19 protein-coding genes are annotated in these 19,601 nt (G+C 64.9%); 6 read left to right on the top strand and 13 right to left on the bottom strand.

Annotated features, from left to right (window positions below):
• Positions 1-105 precede the first annotated feature (105 nt).
• On the bottom strand, positions 106-636 hold the full coding sequence (locus R3F72_RS04395; protein ID WP_332778999.1) for a CinA family protein: 531 nt from the start codon (positions 634-636) through the stop codon (positions 106-108).
• 317 nt (positions 637-953) lie between these two features.
• Between R3F72_RS04395 and R3F72_RS04390 the strand changes: the two genes are divergently transcribed.
• Positions 954-1,559 carry a hypothetical protein gene (locus R3F72_RS04390; protein ID WP_332778998.1) on the top strand — a complete coding sequence of 202 codons (606 nt, stop codon included), beginning with the start codon at positions 954-956 and terminating at the stop codon, positions 1,557-1,559.
• A 151-nt stretch (positions 1,560-1,710) separates the two neighbouring features.
• Here R3F72_RS04390 and R3F72_RS04385 read toward each other — a convergent pair whose 3' ends face one another.
• The 8 genes from R3F72_RS04385 to R3F72_RS04350 all read right to left on the bottom strand — a co-directional run bounded on the left by R3F72_RS04385 (position 1,711) and on the right by R3F72_RS04350 (position 10,532).
• Positions 1,711-2,571, bottom strand: a complete 861-nt coding sequence (locus tag R3F72_RS04385; protein ID WP_332778997.1) for a universal stress protein — start codon at positions 2,569-2,571, stop codon at positions 1,711-1,713.
• A 68-nt stretch (positions 2,572-2,639) separates the two neighbouring features.
• Complete coding sequence (locus tag R3F72_RS04380; RefSeq protein ID WP_332778996.1) at positions 2,640-4,127, bottom strand: SulP family inorganic anion transporter; 1,488 nt, start codon at positions 4,125-4,127, stop codon at positions 2,640-2,642.
• A gap of 580 nt (positions 4,128-4,707) precedes the next feature.
• Positions 4,708-5,130, bottom strand: a complete 423-nt coding sequence (mntR, locus tag R3F72_RS04375) for a manganese-binding transcriptional regulator MntR (protein WP_087718174.1) — start codon at positions 5,128-5,130, stop codon at positions 4,708-4,710.
• A gap of 76 nt (positions 5,131-5,206) precedes the next feature.
• Positions 5,207-6,484 carry an Nramp family divalent metal transporter gene (locus tag R3F72_RS04370; RefSeq protein ID WP_256961080.1) on the bottom strand — a complete coding sequence of 426 codons (1,278 nt, stop codon included), beginning with the start codon at positions 6,482-6,484 and terminating at the stop codon, positions 5,207-5,209.
• A gap of 235 nt (positions 6,485-6,719) precedes the next feature.
• Entirely contained in the window at positions 6,720-7,424 is a 705-nt protein-coding gene (locus R3F72_RS04365) for an HAD family hydrolase (protein WP_179208829.1), read from the bottom strand.
• A gap of 70 nt (positions 7,425-7,494) precedes the next feature.
• Positions 7,495-8,283, bottom strand: coding sequence for a slipin family protein (locus R3F72_RS04360; protein ID WP_087718176.1), 789 nt, complete (start codon positions 8,281-8,283; stop codon positions 7,495-7,497).
• Between the two features lie 95 nt (positions 8,284-8,378).
• The gene (locus tag R3F72_RS04355; protein WP_332778995.1) at positions 8,379-9,647 is read right to left on the bottom strand and encodes an NfeD family protein; all 1,269 of its coding nucleotides are present in this window, start codon (positions 9,645-9,647) and stop codon (positions 8,379-8,381) included.
• Positions 9,648-9,836: 189 nt separating this feature from the next.
• Positions 9,837-10,532, bottom strand: coding sequence for a haloacid dehalogenase type II (locus R3F72_RS04350; protein ID WP_332778994.1), 696 nt, complete (start codon positions 10,530-10,532; stop codon positions 9,837-9,839).
• Positions 10,533-10,648: 116 nt separating this feature from the next.
• Here R3F72_RS04350 and R3F72_RS04345 point away from each other — a divergent pair, with 116 nt between their 5' ends.
• Both R3F72_RS04345 and R3F72_RS04340 read left to right on the top strand, forming a co-directional pair.
• Positions 10,649-11,650 (top strand): GlxA family transcriptional regulator, encoded by a 1,002-nt coding sequence (locus R3F72_RS04345; protein WP_332778993.1) that lies wholly within the window; start codon positions 10,649-10,651, stop codon positions 11,648-11,650.
• An 88-nt stretch (positions 11,651-11,738) separates the two neighbouring features.
• Positions 11,739-12,989 carry a TauD/TfdA family dioxygenase gene (locus tag R3F72_RS04340; RefSeq protein WP_332778992.1) on the top strand — a complete coding sequence of 417 codons (1,251 nt, stop codon included), beginning with the start codon at positions 11,739-11,741 and terminating at the stop codon, positions 12,987-12,989.
• A gap of 122 nt (positions 12,990-13,111) precedes the next feature.
• Here the strand turns inward: R3F72_RS04340 and R3F72_RS04335 are convergent, their stop codons facing one another.
• The 4 genes from R3F72_RS04335 to R3F72_RS04320 form a co-directional block, all read right to left on the bottom strand.
• Positions 13,112-13,582: a thioesterase family protein gene (locus R3F72_RS04335; protein ID WP_332778991.1), complete on the bottom strand. Its 471-nt coding sequence runs from the start codon at positions 13,580-13,582 to the stop codon at positions 13,112-13,114.
• Positions 13,583-13,599: 17 nt separating this feature from the next.
• A complete protein-coding gene (locus tag R3F72_RS04330; protein ID WP_332778990.1) occupies positions 13,600-14,571 on the bottom strand; it encodes an L-carnitine dehydrogenase in 972 nt (323 codons plus the stop codon).
• Positions 14,572-14,667: 96 nt separating this feature from the next.
• Positions 14,668-15,549: a 3-keto-5-aminohexanoate cleavage protein gene (locus R3F72_RS04325; RefSeq protein ID WP_332778989.1), complete on the bottom strand. Its 882-nt coding sequence runs from the start codon at positions 15,547-15,549 to the stop codon at positions 14,668-14,670.
• Between the two features lie 161 nt (positions 15,550-15,710).
• Positions 15,711-16,730, bottom strand: a complete 1,020-nt coding sequence (locus tag R3F72_RS04320) for a GlxA family transcriptional regulator (protein WP_332778988.1) — start codon at positions 16,728-16,730, stop codon at positions 15,711-15,713.
• Between the two features lie 95 nt (positions 16,731-16,825).
• Between R3F72_RS04320 and tmpA the strand changes: the two genes are divergently transcribed.
• The 3 genes from tmpA to R3F72_RS04305 all read left to right on the top strand — a co-directional run bounded on the left by tmpA (position 16,826) and on the right by R3F72_RS04305 (position 19,559).
• Entirely contained in the window at positions 16,826-17,956 is a 1,131-nt protein-coding gene (tmpA, locus tag R3F72_RS04315; RefSeq protein WP_332778987.1) for a 2-trimethylaminoethylphosphonate dioxygenase, read from the top strand.
• Entirely contained in the window at positions 17,953-18,531 is a 579-nt protein-coding gene (locus R3F72_RS04310; protein ID WP_303855809.1) for an HD domain-containing protein, read from the top strand. The genes tmpA and R3F72_RS04310 overlap by 4 nt, the downstream gene beginning before the upstream one ends.
• A gap of 71 nt (positions 18,532-18,602) precedes the next feature.
• Positions 18,603-19,559 carry an ABC transporter substrate-binding protein gene (locus tag R3F72_RS04305; RefSeq protein ID WP_332778986.1) on the top strand — a complete coding sequence of 319 codons (957 nt, stop codon included), beginning with the start codon at positions 18,603-18,605 and terminating at the stop codon, positions 19,557-19,559.
• The last annotated feature ends 42 nt before the right edge of the window (positions 19,560-19,601 follow it).

Raw genomic sequence — 19,601 nt, 5'->3', positions numbered from 1 at the left:
TTAGACAGTAGTATGGCGAAAAAACCGTCGCGCGCCTATCCCCGTTCGAAGTTTTTCGATCAAGTTCTGATACGGCCACGACGCCAGCGTCGTCGCCGATGCGGATCATGTGTCACGGTCACTTTCCGACAGCGATTCTATCAATCCCGCCAATGCCACCGACACGGCCAGCTCACGCACACCCTGACGATCGCCGGGCAAGCGGAGGCAACGTGCGTGCTGGTTTCGTTCATCGCCCCAGGCGAACCACACCGTGCCCACCGGCTTGTCGGGGCTGCCACCCTCCGGACCGGCAATGCCGCTAACCGCGACGCCCAGCTCCGCGCCGCTGTCATGGCAGGCACCAGCGACCATCTCGCGCACGGTCGCCTCGCTGACGGCGCCGTGCGTCTCCAGCGTGACGCTCGACACCCCCAGCAGGCGCTGCTTGGCGGCATTGGAATAGGTCACGTAACCGGTCTCGAAATAAGCGGAGCTACCGGCGATCGCGGTGATGGCGCTGGCAACGCCGCCGCCGGTGCAGGATTCCGCCGTCGTCACCCGAACGCCCCGAGCCAGACAGGCTTCGCCCAGACGCCGGGACAGCTCATCGCATCCCAGTTGGACCTCGGAAGGCACCGTGGATTCCAGTGACATGAACGACTTCTCCTTCTTCTAAATCCCGACACGCTTCTGTCAATGACAATGGCTATCCTACCGACGGCACGATTCCCGAAACGACGCACTCTGGATAACCGCACCGGGATGACAGCAGGAAGCCGACTGCCATTCAGTATGCGGAGAATCGACATTCGTGCAATGCCGAGGGTTCACCCCACATCCGGGTTGGCCGCATGCGCGGTAAATACCTGTACGGGACGAACGTGAAGATCCATTTTAGACAATGCTCAAGGATAGCCCTCCAGCGCCGATAAAGCGTCATGGAGACGACGCCCCTCTTTTATGGACATCGCATGAAATCTGGCATTTCCATCGCTCTGATCATCATCGTGCTGCTGGCACTGGCCGCTGGCGGCGTGCTCGCCAGCGACCTCCGCTGGCCGCTGCCGGCCGATGCGCTGGCACCGTTGGGCCTGTATCTACTGACGCTGGTACTGGCCGGCTGGCTCTGCGTGCAACTGGTGATCCTGGCGAGAGGACTGACACGCCAGCAGCAGGCGCTGATCGAAAGCCAGGATGCGGTGCGCCGCCAGCTGGAAGCGGCCGAACTGTCCCAGTTGATGAGCCAGTTCGTGCAGCATGCCGAAGCGTTGCTGGACAAGGAGGGCCTCGATCCCAACAAGCGCAGCGTCATGCGCTGTCTGGCGGTCGATGCTCTGCGCGGCAACAGCGGCCGGGGCGACGTGAATTACACCCGCCTGGCGCAACTCTTCGAATGGCTGGATGCCGAGGCGCAGCGCCACGAGAATGACGCGCATCGCCTGCAACTGATGCTGCCGACACTCATGCAGTACGCCGAGATCGCCTGGCAGCTGTGCCAGGTCGGCGAGAGCCAGGCGGAGCGGCTGTCGCGCTTCCTGCAACACCAGCCGGCGCCACCCTCCCGCCACGACGCCTGATCGATTCCCTATCATCCGCTGACGCCCCGGTCTACCGACACCCGATCCAACACCCGGGCCACCGATACCCGAAGCGACTGACGACCGATCGCCACGACGAGCGTCCTGGCGATCGGTCGGCTGTGGGTGCCCAGTCAGCGCAGTACCAGTATCAGCGCAGAATGAGCGTTGCCGTCCGCGCGTGGCGCAGCATGGCGGTCGTGGTACTGCCGACCAGCAGGTGGCGAATCCGCGAATGGCCATAGGCGCCCATGATCATCAGGTCGATCTGATGCTGGTCGGCGTATTCGGCGAGCATCTCGTCGACGTCGCCGGCCAGAATCGTGCCCTGGGCATCGACCTCACCCTCGCGAAGCCGATTCAGCGCCCATTCGAGCTGGGCTCGCTGATCGTCGGTACCGGCCCCGACCATGATCACGTGACAGATCAGGCCGTTGAGCAGCGGGCTGTCGGCGATCATCTCGACGCCCTTGCGGGTCGTCCGGCCACCGTCGAAAGCCAGCAGCAGTCTCGAGGGCGGCTGGAATTCCGGAGGCGTCACCAGGATCGGGGTATGCAGCGTGCGTACGACCCGCTCCAGATTGCCGCCCAGATGTTCGAGCGCCTCATCCTCTGACTCGCCGCGCTTGCCCAGCACGACCAGGCGGGTCTGAGGCTCGCGCTCGACCAAGGATTCGATCAGATTGCCGTGACGCAGCGCAGTGGAGACCGTGGTATTCGGGGCCAGGCGCTCGGCCTGGCCGCGGGCGGCTTCCAGCAATTCGCGACCATGCTGCTGGGCCAGCTTGGCACGCTGCTCGTCGAGATCGGTCAGCTGTTCGCGCAGATGTTCTCGGCTCCCGAGTCCGATCTGTCCACTGGCATCGGTGGCGCCCAGACACGGCGCCTTGCTCAGCACGTGCATCAGCTCGAGCGGTGCGCCGATCCGTTCGGCGGCCCAGGAGGCCGCGGCGCACACCGCGAAAGCGTGACGCGAATCGTCGATGCAGGCCAGAACCTGACGTTCACTCATGGGATTCTCCTTTCAGCCGTTCTTGGTTGATGATCGAAAGCGGGCCAGACCGGCCCGATAATCGGGCGTCAGTGACCCATGAGCTTCTCTACTGCATCCGGCTTGCCATGCACCCCGAAACGATCGACCAGAGTGGCACTGGCCTGATTCATGCCTACCACTTCGACCTCGGCGCCTTCGCGGCGGAACTTGATCACCACGTTGTCCAACGCCTCGACTGCCGTGATATCCCAGAAGTGGGCGCGGGAAACGTCGATCGTGACGCGCTCGACCGCCTCCTTGAAATCGAAGCCGGCCGTGAAACGGGTCGATGACGCGAAGAACACCTGCCCCACGACCTCATAGTTGCGCGTCTTGCCATCGTCGTCCATGCGACTCCCGATGTAGAGAATCTGTCCCACCTTGTTGGCGAAGAACAGCGACGCCAGCAGCACGCCGACCAGCACGCCGATCGCCAGGTTGTGGGTGGTGACGACGACGGCGACGGTGGCGATCATGACGATGTTCGTCGACATCGGGTGGCGGCGCAGGTTGCGGATCGACTCCCAGCTGAACGTCCCGATCGAGACCATGATCATGACGGCGACCAGGGCGGCCATCGGAATCTGCGAGACCCAGTCGCCCAGGAAGACGACCAGAATCAGCAGAAAGACACCGGCCACCAGCGTGGAAAGACGCGTGCGTCCACCGGATTTCACGTTGATCACCGACTGGCCGATCATCGCGCAGCCCGCCATGCCGCCGAGCAGACCGGAGAAGATGTTGGCGACGCCCTGCCCCTTGCACTCGCGGTTCTTGTCGCTCGAGGTATCGGTCAGTTCATCGACGATCGTTGCGGTCATCATCGACTCGAGCAGGCCGACGACGGCGATGCCCAGCGAATACGGCAGGATGATCATCAGCGTGTCGAGATTGAGCGGCACGTCCGGCCACAGGAACACCGGCAGGGAGTCCGGCAGCTCGCCCATGTCACCCACGGTACGGATATCCATGCCGCTGACCATGTAGACGATCGTCAGTACCACGATGCACACCAGCGGCGACGGCAACATCCTGCCGATGACCGGCAGATACGGAAACAGATAGATGATGCCGAGCCCGGCCGCCGTCATCGCGTAGACATGCCAGGTCACGCCGGTCAGTTCCGGCAGCTGCGCCATGAAGATCAGGATGGCCAGGGCGTTGACGAAGCCGGTGACCACCGAGCGCGACACGAAGCGCATCAGCTCGCCCAGCCTGAGATAGCCGCACACGATCTGGATCACCCCCGTCAGCAGCGTTGCCGCCAGCAGGTACTCCAGACCGTGATCGCGCACCAGGGTCACCATCAACAGCGCCGTGGCGCCGGTGGCGGCAGAGATCATCCCCGGCCGACCGCCGGTGAAAGCGATCATCACGGCAATCGAGAACGACGCATAGAGGCCGATCTTGGGATCGACGCCGGCGATGATCGAGAAGGCGATCGCCTCGGGGATCAGCGCCATCGCGACGACGGTGCCGGCCAGCACGTCGGCACGGACGTTGGAAAACCAGTGTTGTTTTATCGTTTCTAACATGGGCAGTTCCCTGTCATGGGCCGCGATAGACCGTTGCCGATCGCGCCGATCCGCCCTTAGCCAAAGCGGAATGGCCACCTGTATCACCCGGTCGTCGGCGGGATCGATACAGCGTGCAGTCGAACGACGGCCACGCAGTCGCGGCAAGAGTTTGATTTGAATGGGTCGAACAAGAGCATGCCGTCGTGCCGATACAGAGGTATCGGAGACAGCGAAGCGCGCGCAAGAGGCACGCCGGGGTGGGGGCGTTACGCTAGGGTGGCGTCATGCCAGCGATGGTGTTGTCGATGCGGTCTTGCATGGGAGCGACCTGTCGAGCGCGTCGTTGAATGATCTAAAACTTTAGGGAAACACTGCATAAATGCCTACGCAGGCGAATCGCTGCGTTGCGCGGTGCTCGGAATCCTCACCTATACCCCATAGGCTCCGGTTCCTGCGCTCCGTGCGCCTTGCGCTTCATCCTGCTCGCCGATTTATTCAGCCTATCCTGAGCGCGCAGGAGTCTACCACCAACGTCGAAAGGTTCCCAGACGGCATTCCCGGGAACGACTATCGGCAGGCCCCTGACGGTATCGGCGTATCAGCGATCATGCGCTTCCAGAAAGCGCTGCATCGCTTCGACGGTGGCGTCGCTGCAGTGGTGCTCGATCCCTTCGGAATCGGCTTCGGCCACATGGGGCGGTACACCGAGCGCCAGCAGGGTCGATAGCACCAGCTGGTGGCGCGCCTCGACCTTCTCGGCCAGTTCGCTGCCCTTCTCGGTCAGAAAGACGCCGCGATACGGGCGCGCCTCGGCCAGACCGTCACGCTTGAGCCTCGCGATCACCTTGGAGACCGCAGCGGCACTGACGCCGAACCGTTCGGCCAGATCGCTGGCCCTGGCCTCGCCGTGGTCGCGGTGCAGCTGCGCGATTTCCTCCACGTAATCTTCCACCAGCTCCTGCTGGTGATCGAGACGCGTGCGCTCGAAGCGGGCATAACGTGGGCGTGGCGTTGCTGGCATGGTGTTCTCATCGACGGGCAGAAATGATGGGCGACGGGGGCCTTTCAGGAGTTCGCCCGCGCGCGTCCTAGAGAGCCTACAGCAACTCGAAGGCCAACACATAACCATTCAGCAAGATGATGACTGCCGCTAGGAGACATCCCAGGCCCGTGACCCAGGGGCGACTGGTCAGATTGCCCATCAGCCGGTGCTGGGCGGTGAAGTGGATCAGCGGGATCAGCGCGAAGGGAATCCCGAAGCTCAGCACCACCTGGCTGGCGACGAGAACCTGCTGCTCGGGGAACCCCAGCATGATCACCACGATCGCCGGCAGCATGGTCATCAGGCGCCGCAGCCACAGCGGGATGGTGAAGCCGACGAAGCCCTGCATCACCACCTGCCCCGCCAGGGTGCCGACGATCGACGAGGACAGCCCGGCCATCAGCAGCGTGAAGCCGAACAGGGTGCTCGCCAGCTCCTGGTTCATCAGCGGCGCCAGCAGTTGATAGCTCTGCTCGATCGTGGCGACGCCGGTACGCCCGTTGTCGAAGAAGACCGAGGCGGCCAGCGCCAGCATCGAAAGGTTGATGACGCCGGCGATTCCCATGCCGATGATCACGTCCCACCGGTAGTAGCGCATGGCGCGGCGACGCTGCTCGTCGGTATGGGTCGCGACGCGTCGCTGCGACAGCGACGAGTGAAGATAGATGACGTGCGGCATCACCGTCGCACCCAGGATGCCGGCGGCGAGAAATACCGCATAGCCATCCGGGAACTGGGGCAGCAGCAAGCCCTCGAGCGCCGGCGCGGCCTCGGGGCGTCCCATGATGATCTGGATGACGAATCCGGCGGCCACCGCCAGCAGCATGCTGCCGATGATGATCTCGAGCAGGCGAAAGCCGAAGCGCTGCATGTAGAGCGCCCCGTAGGTGATCGCCCCGGTCAGCAGCGCCCCTTCGAGCATCGACATGCCGAACAGCAGATTGAACGCCAGCGCGGCACCGAGAAATTCGGCCAGATCCGTTGCGATCGCCACCAGTTCGGCCTGGACCCAGTAGAACCAGACCAGCGGCCGCGGATAGCGCTCCCGAATCATCTCCGCCAGATTCTTGCCGGTTGCCAGCCCCAGCCGCACCGATAGCGTCTGGATCACCATCGCCATCAGATTGGCCCACAGCACGACCCACAGCAGCAAGTAGCCATAGCGCGAGCCGGCTTCGATATTGGTGGCGAAGTTGCCCGGATCGATATAGGCCACCGCCGCGATCATCGCCGGCCCGAAGAACGGCAGAAAGCGCGACAGCGTCGAACGACGCCGGGCAGCCGCTGGCGTCGTCAAGTGTTCGTCACGGGCTTGGGTCAAGGAGTTGGACACGATTGCCTCTGGAGATGGTCAACACGCCAAGGTGATGATCCCCTGGTTATCAAGTTAAACCTTGGTTGACAAAATATACCCCAGTTACCAACGACGCAACGGTGTCCCGTCATGAGTTATTTCAATCAGGACGATTGATTCCAATGGTTATCTCACCCAAGCCCGATGACCCTGCGTCGCGACAATGGGACCGGCCCAGGCGGCTTCCGGACGGAATCCTGGAGTCGCACGAAACCTAGCGCCATCGCAGAATCGGCCACCCCCGCGCCTCGGCGGTTGCCTGCAGACGCTCGTCCGGCTGCGTGGCATGCGGATGATCGACGAATTCGAGCAGCGGCAGATCGTTGAAGGAGTCACTGTAGCCCCAGGTCTCCCAGCCTGCGGCGAAGCCGGTATCGTGAGCCTCGAGCCACTGGGCAAACGCCTCGAGCTTGCCGCGCTGGTAGGTCTGGATGCCGGTCGGCTCGCCGGTGAAGCGATCGTCGGCGTCGAACTCGGGCAGCGAGGCGAGCGCACCATCGGCGCCGACGGCATGCGCGATGGGCTCGACCAGATGGTGCATCGAGGCGGAGATCACCAGCGTGGCGTGTCCATCCCGGCTGTGGGCCTGGAGCCGCTCCACCCCTTCCTGCATCAGGCGCGGACGCACCCTGGCATCGACGAACGCCTCGACCTGTTCACGCACGACCTGACGGGGGCGGCCGACCAGCGGCGCTAGCGTGAAACGCAGATGGTCGGTCATGTTCAGCGTACCGGCGTGGTACTGCCTGTCGTGCTCACGCATCTGCGCCAGCAGCGCCTCGCCATCCTCGACCCAGCCGCAATCGATGATCCACTCGAGCCACAGATGCGTGCAGTCGCCGTCGAGCAGCGTGTCGTCGAGATCGAAGATGGCGAGCGCGGATGGCTGGTGTGGTGAAGGGGGTTGTGACGTGGCCAAGCGGACTCCCTGTTCTATCGGCGGAATGAATCTCAAGCATACACGCTCCAGCCACCACGGTGACCCGAGGTCAGATCTCTTCCTGCGGCCTGGGGTCGGGCTTCGGGGTATTGAATCCCGCCATGGTCTTGAACGCCTCCATGATGTCCATCGGCAGCGGGAAGACGATGGTCGAGGCGTTCTTGTTGCTCATGTCGCTCATGGTCTGCAGATAGCGCAGCTGCAGCGCCGCCGGGTTGCGCGACATGATATCGGCTGCCTCGACCAGTTTCTCGGCCGCCTGCTGCTCGCCCTCGGCGTGGATCACCTTGGCCCGGCGTTCGCGTTCGGCCTCGGCCTGGCGGGCGATGGCGCGAATCATGCTCTCGTCGAGATCGACGTGCTTGATCTCGACGTTGGCCACCTTGATGCCCCACGCCTCCGTCTGGGCGTCGATGATCTCCTGGATGTCATCATTGAGCTTGTCCCGCTCGGAGAGCATCTCGTCGAGATCGTGCTTGCCCAGTACCGAACGCAGCGTGGTCTGGGCCAGCTGGCTGGTGGCATTGACGTAATTCTCGACCTGGATGATCGCCTTCTGCGGGTCGACGACGCGGAAGTACAGCACCGCGTTGACGCGAACGGTGACGTTATCCTGGGAAATGACGTCCTGCTCCGGCACGTCCATGGTGATGACGCGCAGGTCCACGACCTCCATTTTCTGCACTACCGGAATCAGGAAGAACAGCCCGGGTCCCTTGACGTCCTGGAATCGGCCCAGGAAAAACACCACGCCGCGACGGTACTCCGGCAGAATCCGGATCGAAGCCAGCAACAGCAGGATCAGCAGTACCACAGGTACCAGATAGGCGAACATCATTTCGTCTCCTCCATGGGAAAGCCGGCCGTCGTCTCTTCGGTTCGACCACGCGGTCGACCATGTGGTCAACGACGTGACCGGCTTCAGGATCGGGCTTACGTCGACGGGCGCTCGACGCCCGTGGGTTCCACGCTGACGGTCAAGCCGTCCAGCGCCATGACGCGCAGCTTGTCGCCTTTCCGGATAGGCCCCTTGCCACGCGCCTGCCAGCGCTCTCCGTGCAGCAGCACCTTGCCGCGTCCGGCGACAAAATCCCCCAGCGCCACGGCCTCGGCACCGATCAACTCTTCGCGACCGGTCAAGGGCATGCGTCGCCGTACCCCCATCAGGCGCATCACGCCCCACAGCAGGAAGCCGGCCGCTACCAGCGCCGTGCCGCCGATCAGCGGCCACGCCACGGCACTGTTGGCCTCGTCCATCAGCAGGATGGAACCGATCACGAACGCAGCGATACCGCCGGCACCGAGCGCGCCGAAGCTGGGCAGGAAGGCCTCGCCGACGATCATGGCCAACCCCAGCAGCACCAGTCCCAGGCCGGCCAGGTCGATCGACAGAACCTGAAAGGCAAACAGCCCCAGCATCAGGCTGATGCCGCCAATGACGCCCGGAACCAGCGTGCCGGGGCTGGCGAGTTCGAACACCAGCCCGTAGAAGCCGATCAACAGCAGGCCATAGGCCACGGTGGGGTTGGCGATCAGCGACAGCAGCGACGTGCGCCAGTCCGGCGCTTCGCGGACGAGTTCGATATCCGCCGTCGAAAGCGTTCGAGTCCCGTCTTCCAGCTCGACCTGCCGGCCGTCCAGCTGTGCCATCAGGTCATCGAGATCCACGGCCACCACGTCGATGACATCGCGTTCCAGCGCCTCCTTCGCGCCGAGATTGGCCGCCTCGCGTACCGCCTGCTCGGCCCAGTCGGCGTTGCGGCCGTGACGCTCGGCGTAGCCACGAATCGTGGCCACGGCATCCTCGATCATCTTCTGGCGCATCGCCTGGCTGTTGGCGTCCTCGGGCGTCTCTCCGCCCAGGGTCACCGGCGTGGCCGAACCGAGATGGGTGCCCGGCGTCATCGCCGCGATGGGGCTGGCATAGAGCAGATAGGTGCCGGCGCTGGCTGCCCGTGCCCCGCTCGGAGTGACGTAGGTCGCGACCGGCACCCTGGCGGCGAGGATCGTCTGCGCCAACCGGCGCATCGACTCGACCTGACCGCCGGGCGTGTCGAGCTCGACGACCAGGAGTTCGGCGTCCATCGACTCGGCGCGGCGAATGCCGCGTTCGACGTAATCCCGCGTCGCCGGGTTGATGCTGTCGTCGAGGGTAAGCACCAGCGCCCGATTCGCGGCCGGCGACTGGGCCAGCGCCGTCATTGCCAGGATGCCGCCCAACAAAAGGCAGACGAGCCAACAGGCGCAGCGCTGTCGGTGCGTCAAAAGTCTGCGAGAGTGGCCCATGGAATCGATCATACTCGCAGCGTAGCCAGTTTCCCGCGTTCGTGCCGTTGGATCGTCGTGCCGTTGGATCGTCGCGCCGTCTCGACTCGCCTCCAGCGCTTATCCTCACGCCCGCTCGCGCTTGAGCATCACCTCAAACTGATCGGCCAGCGCTTCCAGGTCGGGCGCCATCATGTCGGGTGGATCGCCCCAGGGCTCGAACGGTGTCTTGGGGTTGCGCTGGACCCAGGCCGCGCGCAGGCCGGCGTAGCGCGCCCCGATGATGTCGAAGGGGTTGCTGGAGACCAGCCAGGTATTGTCGGCACGGCTATGCGTGCGCTGCCGCAAGTGGGCGTAGACGACCGCATCCGGCTTGAACCGCCGCACCTCCTCGACGCTGATGATGTCGTCGAACATCGCCATCATTCCGGCATTGTCGAACAGCAGCTCGACGCTCTGGCGGCTGCCGTTGGAGAACGCCACGCAGCGCACGCCCAACCCGCGAATACGTTCGAGCGCCGCCGGCACCTCCTCGAACGCCGGCAAGCGGCGGTAGGCGGCCATCAGGCTCTGCTTGAACTCCTCGCCGAACCGTGTGCCCCACTCCTGATCGAGCAGATCCAGGGCTTCCCGCTTGCACTGGGAAAAATCGGCGTAGGCGCCCATCAACCCGCGGCGAAAGGCGAACTCGAGCTGCTTGTCGCGCCAGCGGCCAGCGAAGACGCCGGCCTCGTCGCCGATACGGGAGCCGAGAAGGGAGACCACTCCCTGCGTATCCACCAGCGTCCCGTATACATCGAAGGCCAGTACCGGTGTTTGCATGTTAAATCCTTGGTCAAAGTGTTTCGTCCCGCGTTTTTTGTCACTATAAGCTCACGGAATTGGAAAAAATCCGAATCAAATCATTGTTTTATTTTGTAATGACAGGGTGACAAACCATGCGCCTGGACTACGCAGGGCCCTTACCCGAACCCGTGGGGTTTCTTCTGGTCCCGCGCTTTTCGATGATGGCGTTCTTCTCGGCCGTGGAGCCGCTGCGAATCGCCAATAGGCTGGCCGGCCGCGCACTCTACCGGTGGCTGCTGATCAGCGAGGATGGCCAGCCGGTCACCGCCAGCAACGACATGACCCTGCTCGTCGATTGCGGCCTGGCCGACGCCCCTTCCCTGCCGACCCTGGCGGTGTGTGCCGGCTTCGAACCCGAGCGGGACCGCTCGCGCCGGCTCGGCCAGTGGCTGCATCGCCAGGCCAGCGAAGGCTGCCTGCTGGGCGGCATCGATACCGGCCCGCTGATCCTCGCCGAGGTCGGCCTGCTCGACGGTCATCGCCTGACGCTGCACTGGGAAAGCCTGCCCGCCTTTCGCGAACGCTTCCCGGGACTCGACGCGGTGGAGTCGCTGTTCGAAATCGGCGCCCGCCGCTTCACCTGTGCCGGCGGTGCCGCCGCCATGGACATGACGTTGAGCATGATCGCCAGTCGCCACGGCCAGGACCTGGCCGACGCTATCTCCGAACAGCTGATCCACGCCCGCCTGCGCCCGCGCCAGGACCATCAGCGCCTGCCGTTGGCGAAACGCCTGGGTACGCACCGCCGCCCGCTGGTCGATGCCGTCGCGCTGATGGAGCAGCATCTCGAGCAGCCACTGTCGATGACGGCGCTCAGCGAGCGCATCGGCCTGTCGCTGCGTCAGCTTCAGCGCCTGTTCCTCGAGGAGCTCGGCAAGCGCCCGCGGGATTACTATCTCGAACTGCGTCTGGACCGGGCCCGGCATCTGCTCGAGGAGACCGACCGCGACATCCTGAGCATCGGCCTGGCCTGCGGCTTCAGTTCGGCCTCGAGCTTCTCCCGCGCCTATCGCCAGCGCTACGCCCAGTCGCCGAGCGATGCCCGCCGCCCTGGCGCAGCACCGTCATCACCGACGATCGATCACGGCCAATAACCGCAAGAAAATGGCGTTTTAGGTCAACCTCTGCCCCGAGGCATCCGCCACGCTGGAGTCAATCTCACCAGAAATCGTCGGAGCCTGCATGTCAGCCCAACCCGATTCCCCGTCTCCCTCCCCGGCGCTGCCCGCCACCCCGGATTTCGACGCCTGGCCGGTGGATGTGGCCATCGCCGCCGTCGACCACGACGCCCACACCCTGACGGTTATCTGGGAAGACGGTCGCCGGAGCCACTATCACAGCATCTGGCTACGCGAGAACGCCGCCGACGACAGCACCGTCAATCCGGCGACGCGGGAGCGCATCCTCGATCTTTCCCGGCTGGAGGCGTGGCCGACTCTTGAGCAGGCCCGACTGGAAGCCAACGGCGCCGTCACGCTGGCATTCCTGCCCGAGCAGCGCCAGCTGTCGTTCCATCCCGGCTGGCTGAGAGCCCACGATTACGCCAACCTCGTCGAGCATGAGCCCGCATTGGTGCCGCGCACCCTGTGGCGGGGCGTGGATCGAGATGCCCCGATCACCCTCGACGCGGCCGGCTGGATGGCAGAAGACCACGATGCCATGAGCGTCGATCCCCTGCTGGAGCAGGCACTGGAGGCCGTGATCGGTGAAGGGCTGGTCCGGCTGCGCAACCTGCCCACCGAGCCGGGCAGCCTGGACGCCATTGCCCGGCGTATCGGGCCGCCGCGGCCGACCAATTTCGGCGCCCTGTTCGATGTCCGCGCCAAGCCGGATCCGGACTCCAACGCCTACACCTCGATCGCCCTGCCGCCGCATGTCGACCTGCCGACGCGGGAGTACCAGCCAGGCCTGCAGCTGTTGCACTGCCTTGAGAACGATACGGTGGGAGGAGAAGCGGTCATGATGGACGGCTTTGCCGTGGCCGAGGCGCTGCGCGATCGCCATCCGGACCATTTCGCGACGCTGACCCGGGTGCGCTGGTGCTATGCCAATACCGCCAGAACCAGCGACTACGTCTGGTTCGATCCGATGATCAAGCTCGACGCCAATGGCGAGTTCGACGAGGTGCGCATCGCCGACTTTCTGCGCGGCCCGTTGATGGCGCCGTTCGACGACGTGGAGCCCGCCTACGCGGCGCTGATGGCGCTGCAGCGGTTGTTGCGCGAACCCGAGTTCGCGCTGCGCTTCAGCTACGCGCCCGGCGACTTGGTGATTTTCGACAACCGGCGTCTGCTCCACGCGCGAGACGCCTTCGATGTCAGCCAGGGCGGGAGCCGCTGGCTGCAGGGATGCTATCTGGAACGCGACGAGGCGCGCTCGCGTCTACGCATGTTGAAGCGCGCCAAACGCCGGGCGCGGCTGGAAGACGCCTGAGCCCGGAGGCCGACCAGTGCCTTGCGCAACGTAACGACCCAACACAAAAATGCAACGCAACAATGCAACGACCCCGCTGTTTTCAGCGGGGTCGTTGGTGTTTCAGACGGCCGGTGAGCCGATCAGCGTCGGATCCCGATTCTGCGGCCGGCGGCCTTCGGCCATTCGTCTCCGGCTTTCGGCAGTGCTTCGACCCGCGCAACCACCGGCTCGGGGAACGGCGCCGGGCGGCCGCTGGCCACGTCGATCCCCATCAGCATCTGTTCGCTGGTCGCCAGCGTATCGTCATCGGCATTGGTCAGCGTGAACAGCACGTGCAGACGCTTGGCATCGCTGTCGAGCAGCGTCAGAGCTACCGCCAGCGCCTCGCCACGATGCGCTTCCTGGCGGTAGCAGAGATGCGTCTCGAGGGTGTAGATCGTGTAGCCGTGCTCGGCACGGCCGGCCTCGTCGAGCCCGACACGATCCATCAGCGCCTCCACCGCCAGCGAGAAGACCCTGGCGTATTCGGCGTCGTTCATGTGGCCGTTGTAGTCGACCCAGGCGTCCTGCACCCGGGTCTTGAACAGCGGATTGTCCGGAATCGTGGTCATCGGATGTGCCTCGTTGATCAGATTCGCCCCTGGAGCCCTTCGGCTTCCGGCCAATATTTCTGGGTCAGCTCGAGCAGCTCGGTGAGAAACGCGTCACGGCGTGTCTCGAGCTCGGCAACGCTGCGTCCGGCGGCCTGATGCTCGCAGCCATCGGCCACCTTCTCGATCAGTTCCTCGGTCAGCTCGGGTGCTTCCAGCTTGGTCCACGGCAGTTTCAGCGCCGGCCCGAACTGGTGCAGCATGTGGCGCATGCCGCCATCGCCACCGGCCAGGTGGAAGGTGAGGAATGTCCCCATCAGCGACCAGCGCAGACCACAGCCGTAGACCACGGCCGCGTCGATCTCCTCGGTGGTGGCGACGCCGTCGTTGACCAGGTGCAGCGCCTCGCGCCACAGCGCCTCCATCAGCCGGTCGGCCACATGACCCTCGATTTCCCGGCGAACGACCAGCGGACGCATGCCCAGCGCGGCGTACTGCGCCTGAGCGCGCTCGAGTACCACCGGCGCGGTATGTTCGCCACCGACCAGTTCCACCAGCGGCAGCAGATAGACCGGGTTGAACGGGTGCGCCACGATCACGCGGCCCGGCGCCCGCTGGCAGGCGGACTGCAGATCGCTCGGCTTGATGCCGGAGGTCGAGGAGCCGATCACCACTTCCGGCTCGGCCAGCGCGTCGAGCTGGCTCAGCACGTCGTGCTTGAGCGCCAGCCGCTCGGGCACGTTTTCCTGGATCAGCTCGGCGCCCTTCGCCGCGGCTTCCAGCGAGTCGACGAAGGTCAGCGCCTGCGGATCGGCGTCATCGGCAAGCCCGAGTCGCTCGAGTGAAGGCCAGGCACGCTCGACGAAGGCTCGAGTGCGCGCGGCGGCAGCGGGATCGGGGTCGAAGGCGGTCACACGGCAGCCGGCGGCCAGGGCGCGGGCGATCCAGCCGTTGCCGATCACCCCGGTGCCGATGACGGCGACGGTCTTGGGAAGCGTGGTAGTGTTCATCACATCTCTCGAAATCGGGTAGGGAAAAGGTAGCGGCCGCCGGATGATGCGGCGGCCGGTTCCGTGGGCGCGAACCCAGGGGAGAATCAGCGGGGATCAGGGCTTGCGCAGCGCCAGCGATTCACGGGTCTGCTGCGGCGTCTGCACCTTGCCGCCGAGATTCTCGACGATGGTCGCGGCACGCTCGACCAGCTGCGCGTTGGTGGCGAAGACGCCCTTGCTCAGATAGAGGTTGTCTTCCAGGCCGACACGCATGTGCCCGCCCATGATCATCGACTGCGCCGCCATGGGAAACTGCTGGCGGCCGATGCCGAACGCTGACCAGATCGCGTTCTCCGGCAGCTTGTTGCGCATCGCCAGCATGGTCTCGGTGTCCGCTTCGGCGCCCCAGGGAATGCCCAGGCAGAGCTGGAACAGCGGATCGCCGTCGATCAGGCCTTCGTCGACCAGCTGCCGCGCGAACCAGACGTGGCCCAGGTCGAAGCACTCGAGCTCCGGCTTGACTCCGGCCTGCTGAATCAGACGCGCATGCTCGCGCAGCCAGTCGGCACTGTTGAGGTAGACCATGTCACCGAAGTTCAAGCTGCCGCAGTCCAGCGTGCACAGCTCCGGCAGCAGTTGGCCCACCGGCTCGTGGCGCTCGGCCGCTGTCTGCAGGTCGGTGCCCTCGAGCCCGTGGATCACGCCGTCGCGGATCTCGGGGAACAGGTCGCCGCCGCCGCCGGCGGTGATGTTGATCACCGCGTCGACATCGGACTCGCGGATGCGCTCGACGACTTCACGGAAATGATCGGTGGAGTGGCTGACGCCGCCGGTTTCCGGATCGCGAACGTGCAGATGGACGATGCTGGCCCCGGCACGGGCGGCGTCCAGCGCACTGTCGGCGATCTGCTTCGGAGTGATCGGAAGATCCGGATGCTTGCCGGCAGTATCGCCGGCACCGGTGACAGCGCAGGTGAGGATGACGTCGCGATTCATGAAAGAGCCTCTCGGTCCGGCCCCGAGCCGATCACGGTACGGGGCGATGTATGAGCGCACCAGCAGGTGCGTTGCGATGACACTCATTGTGGGTGTCGAACCGGCTCACCTGTTGTCATGAGACGTCGCTACATTGACCGGAAGCGACAACCGATGACCCGTCACGACGAACGCTTGCCTCGCTGCGCCGTGGTTCGCGGCGACTCGCCGAACCGCGCCCGATAGACCCGGGAAAAATGCGCCGGCTGACCAAACCCCGCCGCCAGGGCAGCCTGGGTCACGCTGGTGCGGCTATCGGCCAGAATCTGCTGCGCCCGATCGAGCCGCAGCGACAGGTAGCGGCCTTTCGCGGTTTCGCCGCAATAGCGCTGGAACAGACGATTGAGCTGGCGCTGCGACTGTCCGATACGTCGGCAGATCTCGGGAATCGTCAACGGCTGGGCCAGGTTGGCCTCCATGATCGCCTCCGCCCGTCGCACGCTACGCGGGCGATAATCCGAGCCGGCGTTCAGACCGCCCTCCCCCTCGACGCGAGGGTCCAGCCGCGAATGCACCAGCTGGCGACTCAGCGCCGCGACGAGATTGGCGCCGTGTTCGCGCTCGATGAAGGCCATCATCAGATCGAGACTGGCCGCCCCGCCCCCGCCGGTCAGGCGCTGGCGATCGAAGCGATAGCGGGCATCGCTCAGTTTCAGCGCCGGGAACTCCTCCACGAACGCCGGGGCGCTCTCCCAGTGCAGCGCTACCTCGAAGCCGTCCAGCAGCCCGGCGCGAGCCAGGATGAACGCCCCCGTCTCCAGCGCCGCCAGCAGTCCGCCGTGGGCCGCGACCTGACGTAACATCGCCCATTGCGACGGCGCCACGGTCGCCTCGGCTTCATAGGAGGCGACGACGAACAGGTTGTCGAAGATTGGCGCCTCCCCCAGCGCCGCATCGACATCGACGGTCACGCCGTTGCTGGCCGTCACCGGCCCGCCATCGTTGGAAAACAGCCGCCACGCGAACAGCGAACGCCCGAAGCGGTTGGCGACGCGCAGCGGCTCGAGCAGGCAGTAAAGCGTCAGCATCGAGAACTTGGGCAGCAACCAGAGATTGACCGTGACGTCCGCCTCGTCGGGCGAGAGCACGGGCGGCAGGTCGGGGCGGGGGTAGAGCCATTGTGGCGTCGAATGATCGGTCATGGCGAAAAGCGTCGCCGATAAGGCCAAAAAGATCAATTGATCCGAGACGCCACCTTCTAGGGTATCAGGACACTGACACACCGAGAGATGTCGCCATGGACGTTTTCGTCGAGATCATTCCGGGCACCCGGGCACGGCAGCTGAGAGTGGTCGAAGGGAATCGGGAGACGCGCTTCCACGCGCTGTGGCTGCGCGAGCGCGCCCCGAATGCCGAAACCCTCGACCCACGTACCGGCCAGCGCCTGATCGAAGCGGCCGCGCTGCCGCTGGATCTCTCGCTGCTAGAGGCAAGCTGCGATGGCGAGCGGATCGACCTGACGTTCAGCGACGGTCATCACGCCCGCTTCGACCTGAGAGACCTCCATCCCGCGCCACGATCCCGCGTGGTCCAGCAACGCTGGGACGCGTCACTGACGGAGCTCCCCAGCGCCGATTTCCGGCAGGCTCTCGACAGCGACGAGGCGCTGGCGGCGATGCTCGAGTCGCTCGAGCGCTACGGTTTCGTCAAGGTGAGCGGCGTCCCGTTGACGCTCGACGGCATGATGCCGCTGGTTGAGCGACTGGGGCCACTGCGCCGCACCAATTGGGGCGGCATCGCCGACGTCAAGTCGATCGCCGAAGCCTACGACCTGACCATGACCCAGCGCGGGCTCGAACCGCATACCGACAACCCCTATCGCGATCCGATTCCCGGCTATATCTGGCTGCACTGCCTGAGCAATGCCGACAGCGGCGGCGACAGCACGCTGGCGGACGGTTTCATGGCCGCCGAACGGCTCCGCCAGCAGGATCCCGCGGCCTTCGACTGCCTGACGCAGACATCGACCCGCTTCCGCTACGTCGACGACAGCGCGCATCTGGAGAGCGAAGGGCCGCTGATCGAGCTGGACAGCCGCGGCGAGGTGATCCGGGTGCGCTACAACAATCGTACCGAACGGATTCCGCCGCTGCCGCCCGAGCAGCTGGAGCGCTACTACGCTGCCCGGCGCGCATTCTTCGCGCTGATTACCGCACCGGAACTGACGCTGACCCCCAAACTGGCGCCGGGCGAGATGCTGATCATGGACAACTACCGGCTACTGCACGGACGTACCGCCTTCCGACTCAGCCAGGGAGTACGCCACCTGCGCCAGGGTTACGTCGACCGCGATACCACCGCCAGCCGGCGCCTGACCCTGCGCCGCCAGGCCGATGCCACTTCACCTTCTCTGCAGGAGCCCGCATGAGCGCTACCTTCACCCGATTCGACCATAGCCAGGCGGATGACTGGCGCGAGATCGATGCCCACTTCCGCGACTACCGCGAAGGCGTCGTTGACCGCGTCATCGCCCACCTGCTGCGGCTCGAGGGCGATACCCACGGCTACCCGGTCGATCGTTACACGCACTGCCTGCAGACCGCGACCCGGGCCGAACGCGCCGGCGCCGACGAGGAGACCATCGTCTGCGCGCTGCTTCACGACATCGGCGACGATCTGGCGCCGGACAATCATGCCGAGATCGCGGCGGCGATTCTGGAGCCGTTCATCGAACCCTTGAATGTCTGGATGATTCGTCATCACGAGCTGTTCCAGGGTTATCATTATCGCCACTTCTATGGTCTGGATCGCCACGCGCGCGACGACTACCGCGACCATCCCGCCTACGCGCGTACGGTTCGCTTCTGCGACGAGTGGGACCAGACGTCGTTCGATCCCGACTACGACACCTATCCGCTCGAGCACTTCCGCCCCCTGCTCGAGCGCGTTCTGGCGCGCCCGCCGTTCGAAGGCAACGGCCTGCCCAGCGTATCGACCGGTTGAACGCGAAAGTTCATCGATCGACGCGCCCATCACGACAATCGAAGCGCCCATCACAACAATGAGGAGTCACAATGACACTGCGTACCACGCTTCTGGCCGCCACGCTGCTGCCGCTATCGCTAATGACCGTATCGATGGCGGCTTTCGCCCAGAGCCCGCAACAGGATGAGGCCGACAGCGTCAATTTCGTCGTCCCGCCATGGCCCGGCGTCACCGTCAAGACCGAGGTGTTCAGCCAGCTGATCGCCCCGCTCGGCTACGACAGCGAGACGCAGGAGGTCAGCAGCACCGTCGGCTACCAGACCCTGCAGACCGGCGACAGCGACGTCTTCCTGGCCGGCTGGATACCCGCCCAGCAGGAGAGCCACGACCAAGCGATGGCCAGCGGCAAGATCATGGATCTCGGCAACAACGTCACCGGGGCGCAGATGGGCTTCGCGGTGCCGGGCTACGTCTACGACGCCGGCATCCACAGCGCCGAGGATCTGGACGCGCATCGCGACCGATTCGGCGGGCGCTTCTACTCGATCGAATCCGGCTCGACCGTGAGTACCTTCATTCATGACGCCCAGGACAACGACACCTACGGCCTGGGGGATTGGCAGATTCTCGACTCTTCGACGCCGGGCATGCTGTCGGAAGTGAAGGCAGCCTTCAACGACGAGCGCTGGATCGTCTGGTACGGGTGGACCCCGCACTGGATGGCCCCGGCCTACGACATGCGCATCCTCGACGATCCGCAGTCGGTCTACGGACCGGACAACGGCAGGAGCGACGTGCGCACCATCGTCAACAAGGCGTTCGCCGAGGCCAACCCGAACTTGCTCGCCCTGCTCGAGCAGTTCACGCTGACGGCGGACGAACAGAGCGAATTCATCGACGGCTACGGCCGCCAGGAGCTTCCGGCCGAGCAGGTCGCCCGCACCTGGTTGCAGGACCATCCCGAGCGGGTCGCCACGTTCCTCGACGGCATCACCACCCGCGCCGGCAAGCCGGCGCTGGAAGCGGTGAAGGCCAGCCTCGACTGATCCTCTCCTGACAACGCACGAATCCCGCCAGGTGGCGGGATT

This window comes from Salinicola sp. 4072 (assembly GCF_036663415.1).
Taxonomy (GTDB): Bacteria; Pseudomonadota; Gammaproteobacteria; order Pseudomonadales; family Halomonadaceae; genus Salinicola; species Salinicola salarius_A.
The sequence above is the reverse complement of the archived record's forward strand: the minus strand, read 5'-3'. Positions and strand labels throughout refer to the sequence as shown.

Excerpts from the sequence above, each read along its gene's own strand:
- R3F72_RS04395 (WP_332778999.1), bottom strand. The coding sequence starts at position 636 with ATGTCACTGGAATCCACGGTGCCTTCCGAGGTCCAACTGGGATGCGAT.
- R3F72_RS04390 (WP_332778998.1), top strand. The coding sequence starts at position 954 with ATGAAATCTGGCATTTCCATCGCTCTGATCATCATCGTGCTGCTGGCA.
- R3F72_RS04385 (WP_332778997.1), bottom strand. The coding sequence starts at position 2,571 with ATGAGTGAACGTCAGGTTCTGGCCTGCATCGACGATTCGCGTCACGCT.
- R3F72_RS04380 (WP_332778996.1), bottom strand. The coding sequence starts at position 4,127 with ATGTTAGAAACGATAAAACAACACTGGTTTTCCAACGTCCGTGCCGAC.
- mntR (WP_087718174.1), bottom strand. The coding sequence starts at position 5,130 with ATGCCAGCAACGCCACGCCCACGTTATGCCCGCTTCGAGCGCACGCGT.
- R3F72_RS04360 (WP_087718176.1), bottom strand. The coding sequence starts at position 8,283 with ATGATGTTCGCCTATCTGGTACCTGTGGTACTGCTGATCCTGCTGTTG.
- R3F72_RS04355 (WP_332778995.1), bottom strand. The coding sequence starts at position 9,647 with ATGACGGCGCTGGCCCAGTCGCCGGCCGCGAATCGGGCGCTGGTGCTT.
- R3F72_RS04350 (WP_332778994.1), bottom strand. The coding sequence starts at position 10,532 with ATGCAAACACCGGTACTGGCCTTCGATGTATACGGGACGCTGGTGGAT.
- R3F72_RS04345 (WP_332778993.1), top strand. The coding sequence starts at position 10,649 with ATGCGCCTGGACTACGCAGGGCCCTTACCCGAACCCGTGGGGTTTCTT.
- R3F72_RS04340 (WP_332778992.1), top strand. The coding sequence starts at position 11,739 with ATGTCAGCCCAACCCGATTCCCCGTCTCCCTCCCCGGCGCTGCCCGCC.
- R3F72_RS04335 (WP_332778991.1), bottom strand. The coding sequence starts at position 13,582 with ATGACCACGATTCCGGACAATCCGCTGTTCAAGACCCGGGTGCAGGAC.
- R3F72_RS04330 (WP_332778990.1), bottom strand. The coding sequence starts at position 14,571 with ATGAACACTACCACGCTTCCCAAGACCGTCGCCGTCATCGGCACCGGG.
- R3F72_RS04325 (WP_332778989.1), bottom strand. The coding sequence starts at position 15,549 with ATGAATCGCGACGTCATCCTCACCTGCGCTGTCACCGGTGCCGGCGAT.
- R3F72_RS04320 (WP_332778988.1), bottom strand. The coding sequence starts at position 16,730 with ATGACCGATCATTCGACGCCACAATGGCTCTACCCCCGCCCCGACCTG.
- tmpA (WP_332778987.1), top strand. The coding sequence starts at position 16,826 with ATGGACGTTTTCGTCGAGATCATTCCGGGCACCCGGGCACGGCAGCTG.
- R3F72_RS04310 (WP_303855809.1), top strand. The coding sequence starts at position 17,953 with ATGAGCGCTACCTTCACCCGATTCGACCATAGCCAGGCGGATGACTGG.
- R3F72_RS04305 (WP_332778986.1), top strand. The coding sequence starts at position 18,603 with ATGACACTGCGTACCACGCTTCTGGCCGCCACGCTGCTGCCGCTATCG.